This is a genomic window from Microcoleus sp. BROC3, from assembly GCF_036702515.1.
In the GTDB taxonomy this organism is placed as follows: Bacteria; Cyanobacteriota; Cyanobacteriia; order Cyanobacteriales; family Microcoleaceae; genus Microcoleus.
The window spans coordinates 32455-49015 of record NZ_JAUBTQ010000043.1 but is presented as its reverse complement, the minus strand read 5'-3'; the positions used below and the strand labels follow the sequence as shown (position 1 = coordinate 49015).

Sequence of the window (16561 nt, the reverse complement as noted above, 5' to 3'; positions counted from 1 at the left end):
TGCAAGATATCAGTCGTAGGGTGCGTGACAAAGGGAAAACTTTAACTCGCGGCGGTGGGACTATTGACTGTCACGCACCGCACGCGGGCAAAGCATTGAATAATACGCTGTCACCGGAAATGATATCACTTACACTTCGAGATGGATTTTAATTGTTGTTCCAAAAGCTTTTCTGAATGCTGATTCAACATCGGGAAGTTTTTGAATTGCCATTAGCAAAAGTGGTGTTGAGGAAACTTTAATTCTTGCTTCTCTATCATTGAGAGCCATCAGTTTTCCGTGCTGTCGCATCAGTTCTTTAGTGCTGCGTGGTGATATCTGAAGTAGCACAGTTTTCCATGTTAGGTCTAGTATTCCTTGCATTGCTTCTTCTATTTGTTTGAGGGTGTCGTTTTTTTGAGGTAAAACGCCTGGTAGTTCCAGTTGAACGAAATTTTGTGCTTGCATAGTCTTACTCATGATGAAGAAATGATTGTTTTAACTGGGAAATGAGCGATCGATCGGCTAACTTGCTTCCCATCTCTATATTCCTTGAACAGCAAAGGTTTGACGGCTCTATTTCAACGCAAATCTGGCGCTGTATCCAAAAGTGAGCCAAAATTGAGCCGCGCCACAAATTGGCTGATGTTATAAGTTAAATATGGTTACTGAAGGTTAAAAAATCAGCATGGCAGCTACTCTGAGAGCATCGGAATCTGGGTTAAAAATTGTCGATCTGGCCAGGAGAAAGAAAGGCTTGAACAAACACGCTCCTCGCTGGTGCGGAGATGCCCTAACTTCAGTATCAGTTTTAAAGCGGTTTTGGCGGGGGATTCCTATTGAGCAACCAGCTTTTGTCAATATTTGCAAGGCTGTAGAAGTGGATAACTGGGAAGATATTGTTGATGATAGTCCCTTGTCTCAGACAGATTCGAGAGCAGAGTTTTTTGCTTGTGACGATGCTTGGGTTGGTCGAAAAGACCTGATTACTCAACTCGCAGAGAAAGTTCAGGGTTCATGTCGCCTGTTAATTCTTCTTGGCATTGCGGGAATTGGTAAAACGGCTTTAGCTGAAAGATTGGCGGTGGAGTTACAAGACGACGGTCGTAAGTTTCATCAGGAAAATTTTGAAAATGAACAGCAAGCTTCTGATTTTGCTAGTGTGGCGATTCGATGGTTGGAAAAGTGGGGAGAACGCATTACGCCAGATGACCGCAAAGATACACAGCGGTTGCTGAATCGATTAGTCGAGCGATTGCGAGAAAATCGGTATTTGGTGGTGATAGATTCTCTGGAACTGATTTTAAAAGGAAATGAAGAAGCAGGTTGGAATGGTTTTCAGGATGAGTTGTGGGCAAAATTTTTGGAAACTTTTTTGGCAGTAGAATCTTGCCAAAGTCGTATCATCGTAACATCGCAGGATTTGCCAGAGCAAATTCCGGCCCGTTATAAAAATTTTTGGTATTGTCAAGAATTGAAGGGACTGACAGCATCAGAACAGTTAGACTTGTTCGATCAAACAGGACTAGAGGTTGAAATAGATTCACCAAATAAACCTTATTTAGAACGAATCGGGGCTGCTTATGAAGGGCATCCATTGGCTTTGCGGGTGATTGCTGGGGAAATTGGCAGTCAGCCTTTTTATGGTAACGTGGCGGGTTATTGGAATAAATACGGGCAGGAAATTGAAGAAGTTGAGAAGGCAATTGAGGAAGCTAAGACCAAAGGAATAACGGCATCAGCCGATGACGACTGGCGACTGGATCGATATACTCGCGAACTGCGAAAAAATGTGCGAGTCCGGCTGGAAAAGACGTTTGAAAGATTGAAAAAAGATGTTTTGAATGCCTATCGATTGCTTTGCGAAGCTTCGGTGTATCGCTGTAGAGTACGGGAGGAGTTTTGGCTAAGTCATTTGGAAGATTGGGATTGCGATGAGGAGAAGCAAGAGTTAGCGTTGGATGCGTTGCGCGATCGCTTTTTGGTAGAAGAAGAATTAATTGACGATGAGGTACACTTGCGACAGCACAATTTAATTCGCAGCGTAGCATTAGAGCATTTGAAAAATTTGACAGCGAGGTAGTGGACAATATGAACAGTAATTTTGCTGAATTTGATTTTAAAAGTCAAAATGGTTTGGATGTTGGCATCACGCCACCGGGAGAGTGGATGCTGGCTAATCTGGGAATCGATCTAGCAGCACCGGAGTTTAGGGAACTGTCCCCTTGTAAACGCGCTCAGTACAGAGCGGTTAAAAATTGGCTGACGAGGTACAAAGTGAAGCCGGATGCTTCCAATCTTGAGAAAGTCCGGGGATACTTGGAAGCATTTCACCATCTCTGCGAAGTGGAAGACTGGGAAAGAGCAAGTCAAATCCTTTTTACTCATTTAAAAACACCAACAAATCAAGCTTTACACAATCAACTGGGTCATTGGGGATACTATTTAGAACAAATTGAAATTTATAGCCGCATTTTACATAAAGTCGCGACACGCACTTCTAGTTTTTTAAATGGTTTGGGGAATGCGAATCAAGCTTTAGGAAAGTATGAAATAGCGATTGAATACCATGAGAAAGTCTTGATTATTGCACAGGAAACTCAAGACCGCAGTCTAGAAGGGATAGTTTTGGGAAATCTAGGAAATACTTATTTATCTCAAAGAAAGTTTTCTAAAACAATGAAGTGCTATCAGGATAGTTTAGCTATTGCACGGCAAATCCCAGACCGTCGCATGGAAGGCACGGCATTAACAAATTTGGGCGGTTTTTACCATATCCAGGGTAACTATACTCAAGCAATAAAGTATTTAAAGGAAGGCTTACTCATTGCAAAAGAAATTTCAGACCGCCAAATTGAAGGAGCAGCATTAGGAAGTTTAGGTGTGGTTTACCGCTGTCGTAAAGATTATGTTAAAGCTATGCAATACCAGCAGAAGAGCTTGAATCTTATGCAAGAGATTCAATACAGTAAAGGTGTGGAAAAATCTTTCAGAGATGTGGGTGCAGTTTACCGCCGTCTTAAAGATTATACCAATGCGGTTGAGTGTCACGAGCAGCATTTATCACTAGCAAAAGAAATACAAGATCCCTTGGGTCAGAGACGGGCACTAGAAGATTTGGGATGGATTTATTACCTACAAGAGGATTACGATCGAGCAATTAATTTTTACCAGGCAAGTTTGAGCATTGTGCGACAAATAAAAAGCGACATTGAAGGAGAGTTTTTGGTCTTGTTTGGTCTGGGAACAACTTATGTAGCTTCAAAAGATTATGTCAAAGCAATTGAGTGCTATCAGCAGGCTTTACCAATTGTGCGACAGATGGGCAACCAGGGAGAAATAGCTGTATTATTGGGTATTGCAGAAGCTTATAAGGAACTAAAAAGCTATCCTAAAGCTATAGAGTATTATCAGCTAATATTAATTCTTCTAAGTGAAGTCAATAACAGTGAAGCAGAAATTTTTGCTCTGGTTAGTGTGGCAGGTATTTACTCTCAGCAAAAAGATTACATAAAAGCAAAAAGTTGTTACGAGCAGATTATATTATTGGCACAAACAACAGGCACTCGTGACATGGAAATGGTAGCATTGGCTCGTTTAGGCTCTACCAATTTAAAACTAGGATACAAACCACAAGCTATTGAGTTATACGAGCAGACATTGCCAATTGCCAAGGAACTTGGGGAATATGAACGAGAGATAGCAATACATATTAAATTGGTTTTTTTGTATTTAGAACAGCAAAGATACTCCCAGTTATTTAAATCTTTAATTCGACTGGCATTTAAACATTGGTTGGTTATACCAATATTTACTGGATTATTATTTGCCTTAGCCTTAATAGGAATATTTTCTGTTATTTTATCAGTGATAATTTTGGGATTGGCTGCACTTTTCCTTAGCGTAATGGTTACATTTATCTTGTGGCAAGTTTTCCAAAGTATTAAGAATAGTCAGGATAAAGGTGGATGATACGCAACTTTTTAGTGCACAGATTGACCTAATTTGTAATTTGCTTTAATTTTATCCCAGTTTTGATTATCCATCAATTACTATCGAGAACTCACAGACATTCATTAAGTTGCTTCATATCCCCTTGCGGCTGCACTTGCTTGTGCAAACTAATTTTGTCGCCCACTTCATACCCCGAATTAAAACCCGCCTCGCTGCTGACTTGAGAATCTGTTCTCGTTCTAATTTTAACCCCTCGGCCCTCTAGATAATCGGCGATCGCCTGTTGATTTTTCTCAAACATCGATCGCACTACAATCGCTGGAGTCGCCGCCGCATCGCCCGAACCCGGAATCCCCGACTTTTCCATCTCCTGTTTTTGTTCCAACAATCTTTGTCTTAACCTTGTCGCGCATCCAACCCGAAAAGCATTCAGATACGCCAACCCCCTCCCGTTTCCTTTGCGGTATTTAGCCCTTTTTTCAATTGCAGAACTCAAATACTCGTACAGATGTTTGCAAACAATCAGGTTTGTAGAAGTTCCCACCAAAAACATACTGCCATTATAAGTGTTTCGCATGGCACTGCAACCGTTAGCGTCGGCAATTCCCGAAAGCAGCATCATTTTCCAAGTAACAAATTTCGATGTTGTTTCAACTGAGTCTTCGTCAATCTCTTCTTGGTGATTTGGCCCTAAATCCGCGAGGCTGAGATTGTATTGTGCCAGTAAAAGGGAAGCTTTTTCGGCCGCCGCAGTCGATTCGTTTTCATTGGATGAGGTGGCGAGGGCTAACAGCTTTTTGATTCTTTCGACAATACTTGTGTCTGCCATTTTTCAATCGGTTTTAGGGTGAGACTACGCGGTGGCAAGGATTTGGGTAAAATCCCATTTTAGTATAGCTGGGAATGTGCGATATTTTTTGAGGAGGATTTTTTTGAACCGCAGAGGGCGCAGAGGGCGCAGAGAGAGAAATAAGTTCGCAACTCATGGGCGGATTGGTATACTATTCGAGGACTTCCAGGACTGATTTAGGCAGCAATTTATCTTTAAACCAGACTACTTTTGCCGGCACGTCATTTACATTCACCCCAGCCTTCTCCAAATTCAGCCGTTCGGAAATAGCTAATATCAAGTTATCGCATTCAGACTTCTGTACTTGTGCAAATTTCTTTTGCAAATACTCCGGCCGCCAATAACCAACTATTTCTAATAAAAATACTCGCCCGTCGGGATGCACTAACCGAAAGTCGGGAATCATCACGCTACCTGGAATCGGAATTAAATCAACTTCTCGCTCTAGTTGCCACTCGGTTTTTGTGGAATTCCATCTTTCAGCAAATGCGGCTTCTAACATACTATCATAAGGCTTGCCAGGGGGATAGTGGCTGACTAAACCGCAGTCGGAATTTAGGGTAAATTTACCTGTTTTCAAAACGCCGCTAAAAGGGTCTTTTGTGTGCAGTGTCGAGTGCATACTCCATTTGGTGACGTGCAGCAGTGCGGGCAGCATTTTCGCCAGGGCTAAGCCGTAGCGGGTGCTGGGTTTGAATAAGCTTGTAGGCCCGTCTATTGTCAGTGTAAAACCGTGGTCTGCATCGCCTTCAATGTAAGTCATTAATTGAAATAGCTTCAGATAGCGAAATAAGAGTTTGTATTCTCCCGGATCGTTGCGGTGGGCGGTTAATTGGACTTGACTTGCACGGTAAAATATGCCTTGAACTTGAGAAAGATTGTATTTGTGAAGCAAGTTTTCCGGAGTTGGTGCATTAAACTCAGTGAGGATTTTGTTTTCGTTTAAATCGGCGTATAAACCTGTAGTGATTTCGTGAGGCAAAACTTCTCTGTTTAAGTCTTGGCTGAGTTCACTTGCTACTTTTTCCAGGGTTAATTGGGTGGATTGAGGGCTGGGAGTCGATCGCGCGGACAATGCAAAAACCCGCTGTCTCAACTCTGAGGGTTCTAGGGGACTGATGACTTCCAAGGTGGAGAAACCGCCTTTCAGCAGGTGCGCTAATCCCCGTTTCAGCCGATAATCCGGGCTGTCGCCTTCTAATTCTAGCAAGCGTCCGTCGAGTTCGCCTTGGGTTTTGCCGATCGACTCTTGGAAGCAGTCGATCGTTTCAGTAGCTGCTTCTAAGTTTTTAGCATCTATCTTGAGGCGTAGCGGGATGATTGATTCCCCGTTTTGGCGGTGACTTAATAAATCAGTGGGTAGCATTTGTTAATAGTTTTTTATTTTTAACGAACCGCGAGGCCGCGAAGAACGCGAAGGGAAGAGAGAGAAAAAAAGAAAAAAAGAAAGAAAGAAAGAAAGAAAGAGAGTGTTCAGAAATAAGCTGTTCTGCATTTAAATTGTCTATCAAAAAACAATCCAACTCTTGTGGGGTGTCCCGCCCGCCCTGAATATGCAATTTAACTGCGCGACAGCTTAGTTTAGGCTTGCTACCAGGGAATTTCATCATTGTCTTCTCCCCATTTTGCGGGTGATTCTGCTGCTTTTTTGGTTGTCTCTCGGTTGACTCCGTAAATGGGTGTCGGTTTGACAGTTTCTAATTTCTGATATTCTGGCTTGGGCGGTTCTATTTGTGTTTGTGGTTGGGGTTTGTGAGGCTGCATTCCTCCTCGGCGGCGTTGAGAAGTTCTTTCTTCGCTGGTGTCTTCCGTGACGACTTCGTAGAGAATTGCTAACTTATTTACATCGCTGCTTTTGCGGAGAACTCGACCCAATCGCTGGATGTATTCGCGTTCGCTGCCGGTGCCTGATAATATGATAGCAATTCTGGCGTCGGGAACGTCCACTCCTTCGTTGAGGACGTGGGAGGCGACGAGGGTTTTGTATTCGCCGCTGCGAAAGCGATCGAGGATTTCGTGGCGTTCTTTGACTGGGGTTTGGTGGGTAATTGTGGGGATGAGAAATTCTTGGGAAATTCGGTAAACTGTGGCGTTGTCACCCGTGAAAATTAGGGTGCGCTGGGGAGAGTGTTCTGCTAGTATTTTGGCTAAGATTCGCAGTTTTCCTTCGGTACAAAGGGCGATTTCTTTGGCTTGGCGGTGGGCTAGCATGGCGCGCCGTCCCAGGGGCGATCGCGCGCTTGCCATGATAAACTGTTTCCAACCATCGAGGCTGGATATTTTGATGTTAGACTGTTTTAAGAAGTCGTTGCGAATGTTGATCAATTCGGCGTAGCGATCGCCTTCTTCTTTTGACAGTTTTACCATGATTTGAACTATTTTATGGTCTGCTAAAGCATCGCCTGCCAAATCTTCGGGTCTTTTGCTAAATACTGTGGGGCCGATGAGAAAATGCAAATCGCTGTGGCGGCCGTCGGTGCGATCGGGTGTGGCTGTCAGTCCGAGTTTAAAAGGCGCGATCGCATATTCGGAAATTACTCGATAAAAGTCGGTTGGCAAATGGTGGCATTCGTCAAAAACCAGCAAGCCGTATTTATTGCCCAAGGTTTCTGCATGAATACTTGCACTGTCGTAGGTTGCCACTAAAATTGGCGTTTTGTCCCGCGAACCTCCGCCCAACAACCCGATTTCTATGTCGGGAAAAGCTGCTTTTAAATTAGCATACCACTGGTGCATTAAATCGAGAGTTGGTACTACAATTAATGTACTGCGACCAGTGACTTGCATGGCTAATTGTGCCAGATAAGTTTTGCCGGAAGCGGTGGGGAGGACGACTACTCCTTGGCTTCCTGCTTCCTGCCAAGCGACGAGGGCTTGTTCTTGATGTGGGTAAGGCTGCATTTCCACGCTGGGTACGAGTTCGAGTAGTTCGTATCCCCTAGCTTCGTCGGTGAAATGAATGCACTCGGCTTGGAGGCATTCTACCAGCGGGCGGTAGTGAATCGCCCGAATGCGGTATTTTTCCACGCGATCGTCCCAAGTGGCAAAGTCCACCCAGTCTCTGCCTTTGGGCGGCGGGTGCAGCAATAGAGTTCCGCGATCGAATGTTAAGGTAGGTGTGCGTGGCATTTTTTTTAGAGACCTGGGTCGCTGCTGTTAAATTATAAATGACCGATCGAATATATTGACAGCAGACTTTCTTGAGGCTAGTTTACTTTAATAAAATCTATTAGACTTCTGCAAAATAGAAATAGACGTGCGATCGCTTGAAGGTTAGAATATAATTTTACCTTCAAAAATATAAGCCAACTCCTGAAATATATAGAAAAACATCCGCAGTGCAAGCGGCAGGGGTGTTGATTTTTAATGACTGCATGAATTGGTCACTATGCGAAATCTTACCTTACGGTGTGGCGAGATCGGTCAATGAATTTTGAGGAAATAACAGGGAAATAGTATTTTTGGCACTTCAGTCTCTCGGCGATCGCGATATTGCGATCGTGAAAAACACCGGCGAAAAAGAAGTGCGGGTTCATTTGCAAAAAGCTCTGTCAGAATTAGAGATATCGCAGCTTCAGATCCAACAACTAATGTTAGAATTAGAGCGAGCTAAAAATACGATCGACGTTATGGGAAATGACCTATTTGGGAAAGTGCGATCGCAGTGGCTGAAAATAAAAAAAATGTTCGCCCGCACAGCATAATTTCCAAATCTAGTATCTCCAAATTCCTCTAAAAGCCAGACTTATTGGAAAAGTCGGGGGCTGTAAACGGGGGGTTCAAAATCTAACATCTAAAATGGTATTGTAAAACATGATGCCGATCGGATTATTTCTAAGCTAGAGTCGAGGTAAGGCTGAGATTAGAGGTTATAGATGGAAATAGGCGTCCCCAAGGAAATCAAGGATTTAGAGTTTCGAGTCGGGCTCAGTCCCACAAGTGTCCGGGCTTGTTCGGACAAAGGCCACGTAGTTTTCGTGGAAACGAATGCAGGCGCTGGGGCCGGTTTCGCGGACGAGGACTACGTTGAAGCAGGGGCTAAGATTGTCTTAAAGGCTTCAGATGTCTGGAAGCGCGAACTAATTGTTAAAGTTAAAGAACCGCTGCCTGCTGAGTATCCCCTGATTGAAAAAGAGCAGTTGCTGTTTACATATTTGCACTTGGCGGCCGATCGCAAATTAACCGAGCATTTAATCAGCAGCGGAGTCCAGGCCATCGCCTACGAAACCGTCGAACTCCCGGACCGAAAATTGCCACTGCTGACGCCGATGAGCATTATTGCAGGGCGTTTGTCCGTGCAGTTCGGAGCTCGGTTTCTGGAACGACAGCAAGGTGGCAGAGGAGTGCTTTTGGGCGGCGTACCGGGGGTAAGACCGGGTAAAGTTGTGATTTTGGGCGGCGGAATTGTCGGCACAGAAGCAGCCAGAATTGCTGTAGGAATGGGCGCGAGAGTGCAGATATTAGACGTAAATGTCGATCGCCTAGCCTATTTAGAAACTCTGTTCGGTTCCCGAGTAGAATACCTCTACAGCAGTCCTTTGCAAATTGAAGCAGTTGTTCCCGATGCTGATTTGTTAATCGGTGCGGTTTTGGTCTTAGGTAAAAAAGCTCCGGTGCTGGTTTCTCGCGAATTTGTTGCGAAGATGCACCCCGGTTCTGTGATTGTTGACGTAGCCGTTGACCAAGGCGGCTGCGTGGAAACTTTGCGGGTAACTTCTCACACAAATCCTACTTATGTTGAGGAAGGAGTTGTGCATTACGGCGTGCCGAATATGCCCGGTGCCGTGCCTTGGACTGCGACTCAAGCTTTGAATAACAGCACTTTGCCTTATGTTTTGCAGTTGGCAAATAGCGGGATTAAAGCTTTGGAAATGAATCCGAGTTTGGCGAAGGGATTGAACGTGCAGAACCACCGATTGGTGCATCCGGCCGTGCGCGAGGTTTTCCCCGATTTGGCGGATTAGATTCCCATTTTTTTTAAAGTAAGCTATCCCGCATCTAAATAGTATTTTGGTGCGGGTAGGAACCACAGTCTCGCTCCCCCTAAATCCCCTTAAGAACGGGGACTTTGAGTGAGGAGAGTTGAATGGCTTGCTGGATGCGATCGAGGTTATCAGATAAAATATTAGGCGGCATAATTCAGTCGTTGCGCTAGTTGCTGATGCAGCCCTCGATCAAGAAAAAGCATTAAAAGGCGATCGCCCTTTCCATGCCAAAAAGAGCGATCAACCTTTCCATGCCAAAAAGAGCGAGATCCCTTTCCATGCCAAAAAGAGCGAGATCCCTCCCCATCCCAAACAAGCGATCCCTCCTTCTACTATAATTTCCATTAACATCTTGTCCCCCCCTTCTTAAGGGGGGTTAGGGGGGATCGTACCGGGATCATGCCAAAACTAAACGACTCCAACTTCCACCTACCATACAACCGAAAACTCATCCCCATCGCCAAACAACTGCGGAAAAATCCAACTCCTGCGGAAAAAAAACTGTGGCAGGATTTTCTGAGAAATTTCCCTTTTCGAGTTTTGAGACAGCGACCGATCGACAATTTTATCGTAGACTTTTATTGTGCGGCTTTACTGTTAGTAATTGAGATTGATGGGGAGAGTCATTTTACGGAAGAAGGGAAACTATATGATGCAGAAAGAACCGGGATTTTACAGGGGTATGGATTGAAGGTTGTCAGGTTTACGAATGTTGAGGTGTTGCAGAGTTTTGAGGGGGTTTGTGGGGAGTTGTTGGGTTTGATTGAGGGTGATTTTTGAGGCTAGATCACCCCTAGCCCCCCTTAAGAAGGGGGGGACATGAAGGGAGGGGAGTTGAATGGGTGGCTGGATGCGATCGAGGCGATCGGATAAAATATTAGGCGGCATAATTCAGTCGTTGTGCTAGTTGCTGATGCAAAGCCAGGTAATGGGATTGTATTATTGACGAAAACAGAAAGAGTGATCGTCCTTGGTTGAGAAAAAACAATAAAAGGCGATCGATCTTGCCAAAAAACTCTCAACAAAGTGAGAACCCTTTCCTAACCTTTATTCAAGTGTTTCTTTGAGCCTCATGCTGTAAGGCTTGCTCCCTTTGTGAAAGCATCTGTGAATTGAGCTAACCCATGTGAGCCACCGTTTACTAAACGTCTTGCTGTGGCATAGTCAGGAGGTGGAACTAGAGCCTGTCTGATAGCATTTTCTTTATTCTTGATAAAGCGGGCTAAAAGTTGTGCGGCAATCCTTGGATCATTGGCTAATTCTGGATTATTAACTAGCTGATTCCCAAGTCCAAGTTGTGGACCAAGTTGTTGATAATTATATTTACCAGTCAACTGAATAAAACCACGCCCTTTATACCTGTCTCCCTCTCCAACACCATTATTACCTAAATCACTACGAAAGTCGTATTTGTTGAAAGGACGACCACCGGGCGAGGTGTTATATTGAGAGATACCCTCGTCAATTGGCTCAAAACCTTCTGTTTCAGCGCGGATAGTTGCCAGTGCCATCAGAACCATATCTCGGTCTCCTAACCCCACTTTTTCTAGCTCACTGAGAATTAAAGGAAGATAAGTTTCTATATTGGTCTTGACGTAGCCTAAATTAGGAAACATTTGAAAAACGATGTCAGTGGTAAATAAAGCAGTTTGGGAAGAGTTGTTTCCACTTTTATCAGTAGATTTAGGCAAAACAAAAGCACGACCAGCAGGTGCATTTTTATAGATACTAAAGAATTTTGAAAGCGTTGGCTGAGAAACCTCAACCACTCCACTAGATAGCGGATCAGCCACTATATAATTCCCATTGCTAGTTCTGCCAAGAATAGCGATGACATGCTTTACCGAGCCGGGATTTGTATAACCGATCTGTGACCACCAGTCAGAATTTGCCTCGCCAAAGGCAATAACTGGATTTTGATTAGCTAGTGCTTCATTTAGAGCGTTCCAACGCTGTTCTGTACTGTTGCTAATACCTACATTAATCCAAGTTCCTCCTGCATTTTGAATGCCCCGTTCAATATCTACATCAGAAGCATCAGGATGATTTGTTGGGTTTAACCCCATTAATTCAGCCGCTTGATTGATACTTGCTTGTTCACCAATTCCACTGGGTTCTAGTCCTAAAGCTTTCAAAACGATTGCAAGGCTGGCTGGCCCACAATTATTGTTTGGAGGAGCAGGAAGTCCAGGATCTTTGTGAAATTGATTTTTAAAGAATACTTGAGCTTCGGCAGCACTGCGGGGTAACTTACTATTGCTGCCTCCTGAATCACCGCTGCTAAGAGAGAATTTATATACATCCCCATCCTGAACAATTTTGCCCTTTTGAAAGTTCTGTGTTAGCAATCCATTCTGATCCACAAATCGATCGGAAGTCGGATATCCGAGGTCTTTCTGTTCCATAATCTTCTGGTACGCACTCCAAAAACCTCCACCAACCCAATACGAATTATCGTTGGCACCAGACTTCATGATTGCCCCTGAACCTTCAGAACCCCCAGAAAATTCTTGAACATAGCCATTTTCCGTTCCCGAAGGATGCACATTACCAGTGGGAGAACCCAAAGCCGATGAGTCGCCATTTCGCTTGAAAGTATCGACATAAGTTGGATGGGTTTTAGTACCGTCGTAACCAACTGTTTTGTCTAAACTTGGAGATTCGTTTGGTTTCTTGTAAGCAGGTTCACCATTTAGAGTCAACTCGTAACTCGCGTAACCACTTGTTTCAGTAGAATTAACCCGAACATAATAAAATCCAGGTTCCAAAAGTCGGTTGATAGAAGCGGCTGAAGATGAATCACCACGAGCACTTGCCAAAATCTCATTGTTAGCACTCATCAATTCGACAGTCACGATTGGATTTATACCCTGAGTCTGGCTTGATGATTCGGCTATCAACTTATCTAATTTCAAGCTGACGTTGCTAGTTTCGTCTAACTTAAACCGATAGTAATCGTAGACATCGGCTTTGGTATCAACTAATCCTTTGACAGTTTGACTGCTATTCAAAAGACCAATATCTTGAGCCTCTGACGGAGAATTTCCTGCTGTTTCCGGCTTAGTATCGACATTAAGATTGTACTTAGTCTGATTGACGCGATCGTCTGAATTCACAACAACATAATAAGTACCAGGATCTAAAGAGCGAGAAATCTTTTTGGTATTCGTATCCTGATTCGCCCACTGTAAACCCTCACCATAATCTATTTTTCCATTACCGTTAACATCTTTAGCTAAAGAGAATTTTGCACTTGCATTATCTCCGCTCAAAATGATGTCAACATCCGATATTTTATCCAGAGTAAACCGATAATAATCCTCACGATCGAGATTTCCACCAATGCTGCTGCCAATCGCCTTGTGGTCTATGCCATCACCCAAGTCAGCACCCGAATAAAATAAATCTTTGGCAGTCTGGATTGAGTAATTGCCATCAGAATCGCCCAAAGGAATTCCATTTAGGTCTTGATCGGGAACTTTCCAAACCCGATCCCAATTGATGCCCATTGCCGCTAAATCTACTCCTGGATTGAGAATTTGGTGGCGTTGATTATTTTGAATCAGGTATACTGAACCGCTACTACTTCCTTGAAAAAATTGCCCTTCAGGTCGATTGAGATTGACGTTCATTCCATAGTCAGTTTTCAGACCATTACTTATAGCATCTTGACTTAAAGAAACCGCTACATAGTAAGTTCCCGGATCGAGAATTCGATTCCAATTTATCGGATTAGTACCTGAACTATCTATCGAATCACCCTGATTTTTTTGAGGATCTCGCACCAGCAAATTTACACCAGCACTAAGATAATCTACGAAAAAATTGACGAAGCGTTTTTCTTGCAAAGTGAACTTGTAATAGTCTATCCGATCGTTTCCACCAAGGGAATTGAGAATACTACCTCCAGAATAATTCGGAGATATCAGCTCTTTAGCTCTTGCTTCAGTATCATTACCATCAGGATCGGTGAGAGGAACTGGTTCGCTAATTACTTGTGCTGAAACTGATACAACTCCAGAGGGATAACCATACCAACTTGCTTGACCCGAAGGCTGCACAGTCAAATACCCATTTGCGTAATAGTGAGTAACAACCCCATTACTCACTACAGTCTTATCAAATACCCCTGCGGACGAAGGAACTTTCCCTTGTCCGGGTTGTGGCGCATTGGGAGTAAAAATGGCATTCAGCGTATAAGGTCGTACCAGCGTCTGCTGAGCTGAATTCCCATCAAATTGCCAGTAATCCGTGGGAGTTTTCACTTCAATCTCATAGCGCCCTTTATTCAGATCGAGTTCCACCCATTCATCGGAATTAGCAGGAACCCCACTAAAGCCACCAATTTGTACTGGTCTATCTTCAGAACCGATAAATTTATTAATGTTCAGATCCATTTTACCGTTGGGAGAATTCAAATTTATCCTGAATTTTCCCGACTCATTCACTTCAAACCCATAGTTAGCAACCCGGCTGTTGAAATCTGTATTGTTATAAGTGACCTGACCTGATAAATTCTTTAACTCAGAGACAGTCGGCCCTGAGAACACCGCAGTTTGGCTGTCGTCAAACGACTTATAGGGCTGAGTTCTGTACTGTATATTCCCACTAAAACTCGCAACTCTATCGGCAGTAAACTGAGTTGATATATTGTAATCTTTTAAAGTAGACCCAACGCCGCCGACCTTGAGATAGTACGTCCCCGGATCGTAGAAATCGCCGCCTGAAAAAGAAGTCTGTCCCTCCGTTCCTACAAACATACTAACAGAAGCCCCTTTATGGAAGCGATGAGACGCAGAACTACCGTCAGCTTTGATGATAGTTACGTTCGGGGGACCGGGAACTCCTGAAACAGGGTTGAGACTGGTGAAATTCCACGTTACATAACCAGGCTCATTTACCGTAAACTGATAATATTTTTGAGGCTGATTCGCGTCAATCCGATCGATATCCGAGAAATTAGTTGATACTTGTACAGTTGCAGTCGCGATCGAATTTCCACCTTGCGCCGCCCGTTCCTCCGGCGTTACTTTCCCTTCCCCACTCCAAGTATCCGGCGTCACCCACGGAGTCGGATTATAAACTTCCGCCACAGTTTTCTTCGCCAAATCCACCGCCGCCAACGTATTCAAAAACCCAAAACCCGTCTCATCATCCCACCCAGACGGCCCCAAATCCCTCGCCGTAGACTTCAAAATCTCCATCACTTGACGATAGTTCAAAGCAGGATTGGCCGCCCAAACCAAAGAAGCCGCCCCCGCAACTTTTGCAGTCGCTACCGAAGTCCCCGCCATCGTCCCCAAATCATTTCCCACAGTCGATAAACCGGGGTGTTCAGTCGTGCCGCCATCGGCCACAATATCCAAACCCCGACCATAACTAGAATAGATCGATCGCCCGTTAATATCCCCAGCCCCAACAGTAAAAATATTGTCAAATTCCTGAGAAGCTTGACCCAAAACCGACATCACACCGCCATCATTACCCGCCGCCACTACCAGCATTACCCCATTTTGCCGCGCATATTCGATCGCGCTTCTTTCTGGCGGAGTCAACTCATAGCGCGTTGTCACACTCCCGTCGGGATTCTTCTGAGTCAAATCCAAACTGAGATTCGCGATCGCATTTTTCTGTCCAGAAGCCTTCGCAGCATCCACAAACTCTACCAAAGAATCAGCCCATCTCCCAGAATCGATCGCCCTTCCCACCCACTTCGGCGCTGTCTTATTAATCGCATCAATAATCCCCAACATAAAAGTACCGTGCTCGCTACCTTCCCCAGGCTTCAGCAACGGATTGTCATCCCCGCCCACATAATCGCGGCCCTTCTTGATATTCGCGTAATTCAAATAAGGACTATCCGCACTCACACCAGTATCAATACTCCCCACCAACGGCTGAGACGCCAACGGAAAATTTAGCAATTGACGGATTGCATTCGGATTGTTAGGATTCGGCGAATGCGGATCGACAGGAATTAAAGCAATCGGCAAAGTCTCAAACGCACCGCCCGGATTGTAAGGAGTTTGAGTGGCAATCCCATCATGGTACAGACCCAGCGGGTCAAAATCAATCAGCGGCGGTAAATTGTTAGTTGGTGCACCATTCGGGTCGATCGGGCAAACACCGCTATCAGCAAAGAAATTAGGGAAATGTAAATCAGACAGCGACAAAGAACCCAATAACTGATGCAAGTAGTCAAACTCGTGCTGCCAATCCCCAATACCCACACTCGGAGTCACAATTTTTTCTAATAAACGTGGGCGCGGTTTCCGCCTTTTCCCGGGCTGGGAATCCCCAAAACCTTGAGCCTGTTTGCGTTTTTTGCCACCAAAATTTAGCCAGCCCATAACTTTTGCACCCTGATTAATATGAATTCGATCGCACGAACTTAATTAAATGCCTTCAGACATCCAACCAAAACCCTTCCTTGCCAAGGATTTTTCAATAATCGTCAAAAATTTCTGTTTATTTGAGAATTTACGCAAACTTAACAAATTTTCTGCATAGGCGAACACTTTACATCTGCCGCGCTTAGCTAACGGTCAGGCGGGCGATCGGACAAACACTTTATTAATGCGTAATTTATAGGATTTTTTGCTTCTTCACACCGTTATCATACACCCTAATTCTGTTTGCGTTCGTAAAGTTTCGGTAAACTTTTTGGGATAGCAATCCCCGCCTCAAGCAAAACATCCGCTACACGCTCGTTTCCCACACAATGACAGTGGACAAGGCGTAATTCCTAGAATAGTTAGAATTTACACTTGCTTTTTTTATGATTTCTGATAAT

At 44.2% G+C, this 16561-nt stretch carries 10 protein-coding genes; 5 read left to right on the top strand and 5 right to left on the bottom strand.

Features of this window, described 5'->3' with window-relative positions:
• Nucleotides 1-129: 129 nt before the first annotated feature.
• On the bottom strand, nucleotides 130-447 hold the full coding sequence (locus tag QUB30_RS24025) for a hypothetical protein (RefSeq protein ID WP_333338517.1): 318 nt from the start codon (nucleotides 445-447) through the stop codon (nucleotides 130-132).
• 220 nt (nucleotides 448-667) lie between these two features.
• Here QUB30_RS24025 and QUB30_RS24020 point away from each other — a divergent pair, with 220 nt between their 5' ends.
• Nucleotides 668-2062 carry an ATP-binding protein gene (locus QUB30_RS24020; protein WP_333338514.1) on the top strand — a complete coding sequence of 465 codons (1395 nt, stop codon included), beginning with the start codon at nucleotides 668-670 and terminating at the stop codon, nucleotides 2060-2062.
• 8 nt (nucleotides 2063-2070) lie between these two features.
• A complete protein-coding gene (locus QUB30_RS24015; protein ID WP_333338511.1) occupies nucleotides 2071-3951 on the top strand; it encodes a tetratricopeptide repeat protein in 1881 nt (626 codons plus the stop codon).
• 91 nt (nucleotides 3952-4042) lie between these two features.
• Here the strand turns inward: QUB30_RS24015 and QUB30_RS24010 are convergent, their stop codons facing one another.
• The 3 genes from QUB30_RS24010 to QUB30_RS24000 form a co-directional block, all read right to left on the bottom strand.
• Complete coding sequence (locus tag QUB30_RS24010; protein WP_333338509.1) at nucleotides 4043-4762, bottom strand: DUF2786 domain-containing protein; 720 nt, start codon at nucleotides 4760-4762, stop codon at nucleotides 4043-4045.
• 172 nt (nucleotides 4763-4934) lie between these two features.
• Nucleotides 4935-6149 carry a DUF790 family protein gene (locus QUB30_RS24005; protein WP_333338506.1) on the bottom strand — a complete coding sequence of 405 codons (1215 nt, stop codon included), beginning with the start codon at nucleotides 6147-6149 and terminating at the stop codon, nucleotides 4935-4937.
• 224 nt (nucleotides 6150-6373) lie between these two features.
• Entirely contained in the window at nucleotides 6374-7912 is a 1539-nt protein-coding gene (locus tag QUB30_RS24000; protein ID WP_333338504.1) for a DEAD/DEAH box helicase family protein, read from the bottom strand.
• Between the two features lie 332 nt (nucleotides 7913-8244).
• On the opposite strand from QUB30_RS24000, the gene QUB30_RS23995 reads away from it, so the two are divergent.
• The 3 genes from QUB30_RS23995 to QUB30_RS23985 all read left to right on the top strand — a co-directional run bounded on the left by QUB30_RS23995 (nucleotide 8245) and on the right by QUB30_RS23985 (nucleotide 10548).
• Nucleotides 8245-8487: a hypothetical protein gene (locus QUB30_RS23995; RefSeq protein ID WP_333338500.1), complete on the top strand. Its 243-nt coding sequence runs from the start codon at nucleotides 8245-8247 to the stop codon at nucleotides 8485-8487.
• A 171-nt stretch (nucleotides 8488-8658) separates the two neighbouring features.
• Nucleotides 8659-9747 (top strand): alanine dehydrogenase, encoded by a 1089-nt coding sequence (gene ald / locus QUB30_RS23990; RefSeq protein WP_333338497.1) that lies wholly within the window; start codon nucleotides 8659-8661, stop codon nucleotides 9745-9747.
• Nucleotides 9748-10167: 420 nt separating this feature from the next.
• Nucleotides 10168-10548, top strand: coding sequence for an endonuclease domain-containing protein (locus QUB30_RS23985; protein ID WP_333338494.1), 381 nt, complete (start codon nucleotides 10168-10170; stop codon nucleotides 10546-10548).
• Between the two features lie 290 nt (nucleotides 10549-10838).
• Here QUB30_RS23985 and QUB30_RS23980 read toward each other — a convergent pair whose 3' ends face one another.
• Nucleotides 10839-16118, bottom strand: a complete 5280-nt coding sequence (locus QUB30_RS23980; RefSeq protein ID WP_333338491.1) for a S8 family serine peptidase — start codon at nucleotides 16116-16118, stop codon at nucleotides 10839-10841.
• Nucleotides 16119-16561: the final 443 nt, after the last annotated feature.

Excerpts from the sequence above, each read along its gene's own strand:
- QUB30_RS24005 (WP_333338506.1), bottom strand. The coding sequence starts at position 6,149 with ATGCTACCCACTGATTTATTAAGTCACCGCCAAAACGGGGAATCAATC.
- QUB30_RS24010 (WP_333338509.1), bottom strand. The coding sequence starts at position 4,762 with ATGGCAGACACAAGTATTGTCGAAAGAATCAAAAAGCTGTTAGCCCTC.
- QUB30_RS24025 (WP_333338517.1), bottom strand. The coding sequence starts at position 447 with ATGCAAGCACAAAATTTCGTTCAACTGGAACTACCAGGCGTTTTACCT.
- QUB30_RS23980 (WP_333338491.1), bottom strand. The coding sequence starts at position 16,118 with ATGGGCTGGCTAAATTTTGGTGGCAAAAAACGCAAACAGGCTCAAGGT.
- QUB30_RS24020 (WP_333338514.1), top strand. The coding sequence starts at position 668 with ATGGCAGCTACTCTGAGAGCATCGGAATCTGGGTTAAAAATTGTCGAT.
- ald (WP_333338497.1), top strand. The coding sequence starts at position 8,659 with ATGGAAATAGGCGTCCCCAAGGAAATCAAGGATTTAGAGTTTCGAGTC.
- QUB30_RS23985 (WP_333338494.1), top strand. The coding sequence starts at position 10,168 with ATGCCAAAACTAAACGACTCCAACTTCCACCTACCATACAACCGAAAA.
- QUB30_RS24000 (WP_333338504.1), bottom strand. The coding sequence starts at position 7,912 with ATGCCACGCACACCTACCTTAACATTCGATCGCGGAACTCTATTGCTG.
- QUB30_RS24015 (WP_333338511.1), top strand. The coding sequence starts at position 2,071 with ATGAACAGTAATTTTGCTGAATTTGATTTTAAAAGTCAAAATGGTTTG.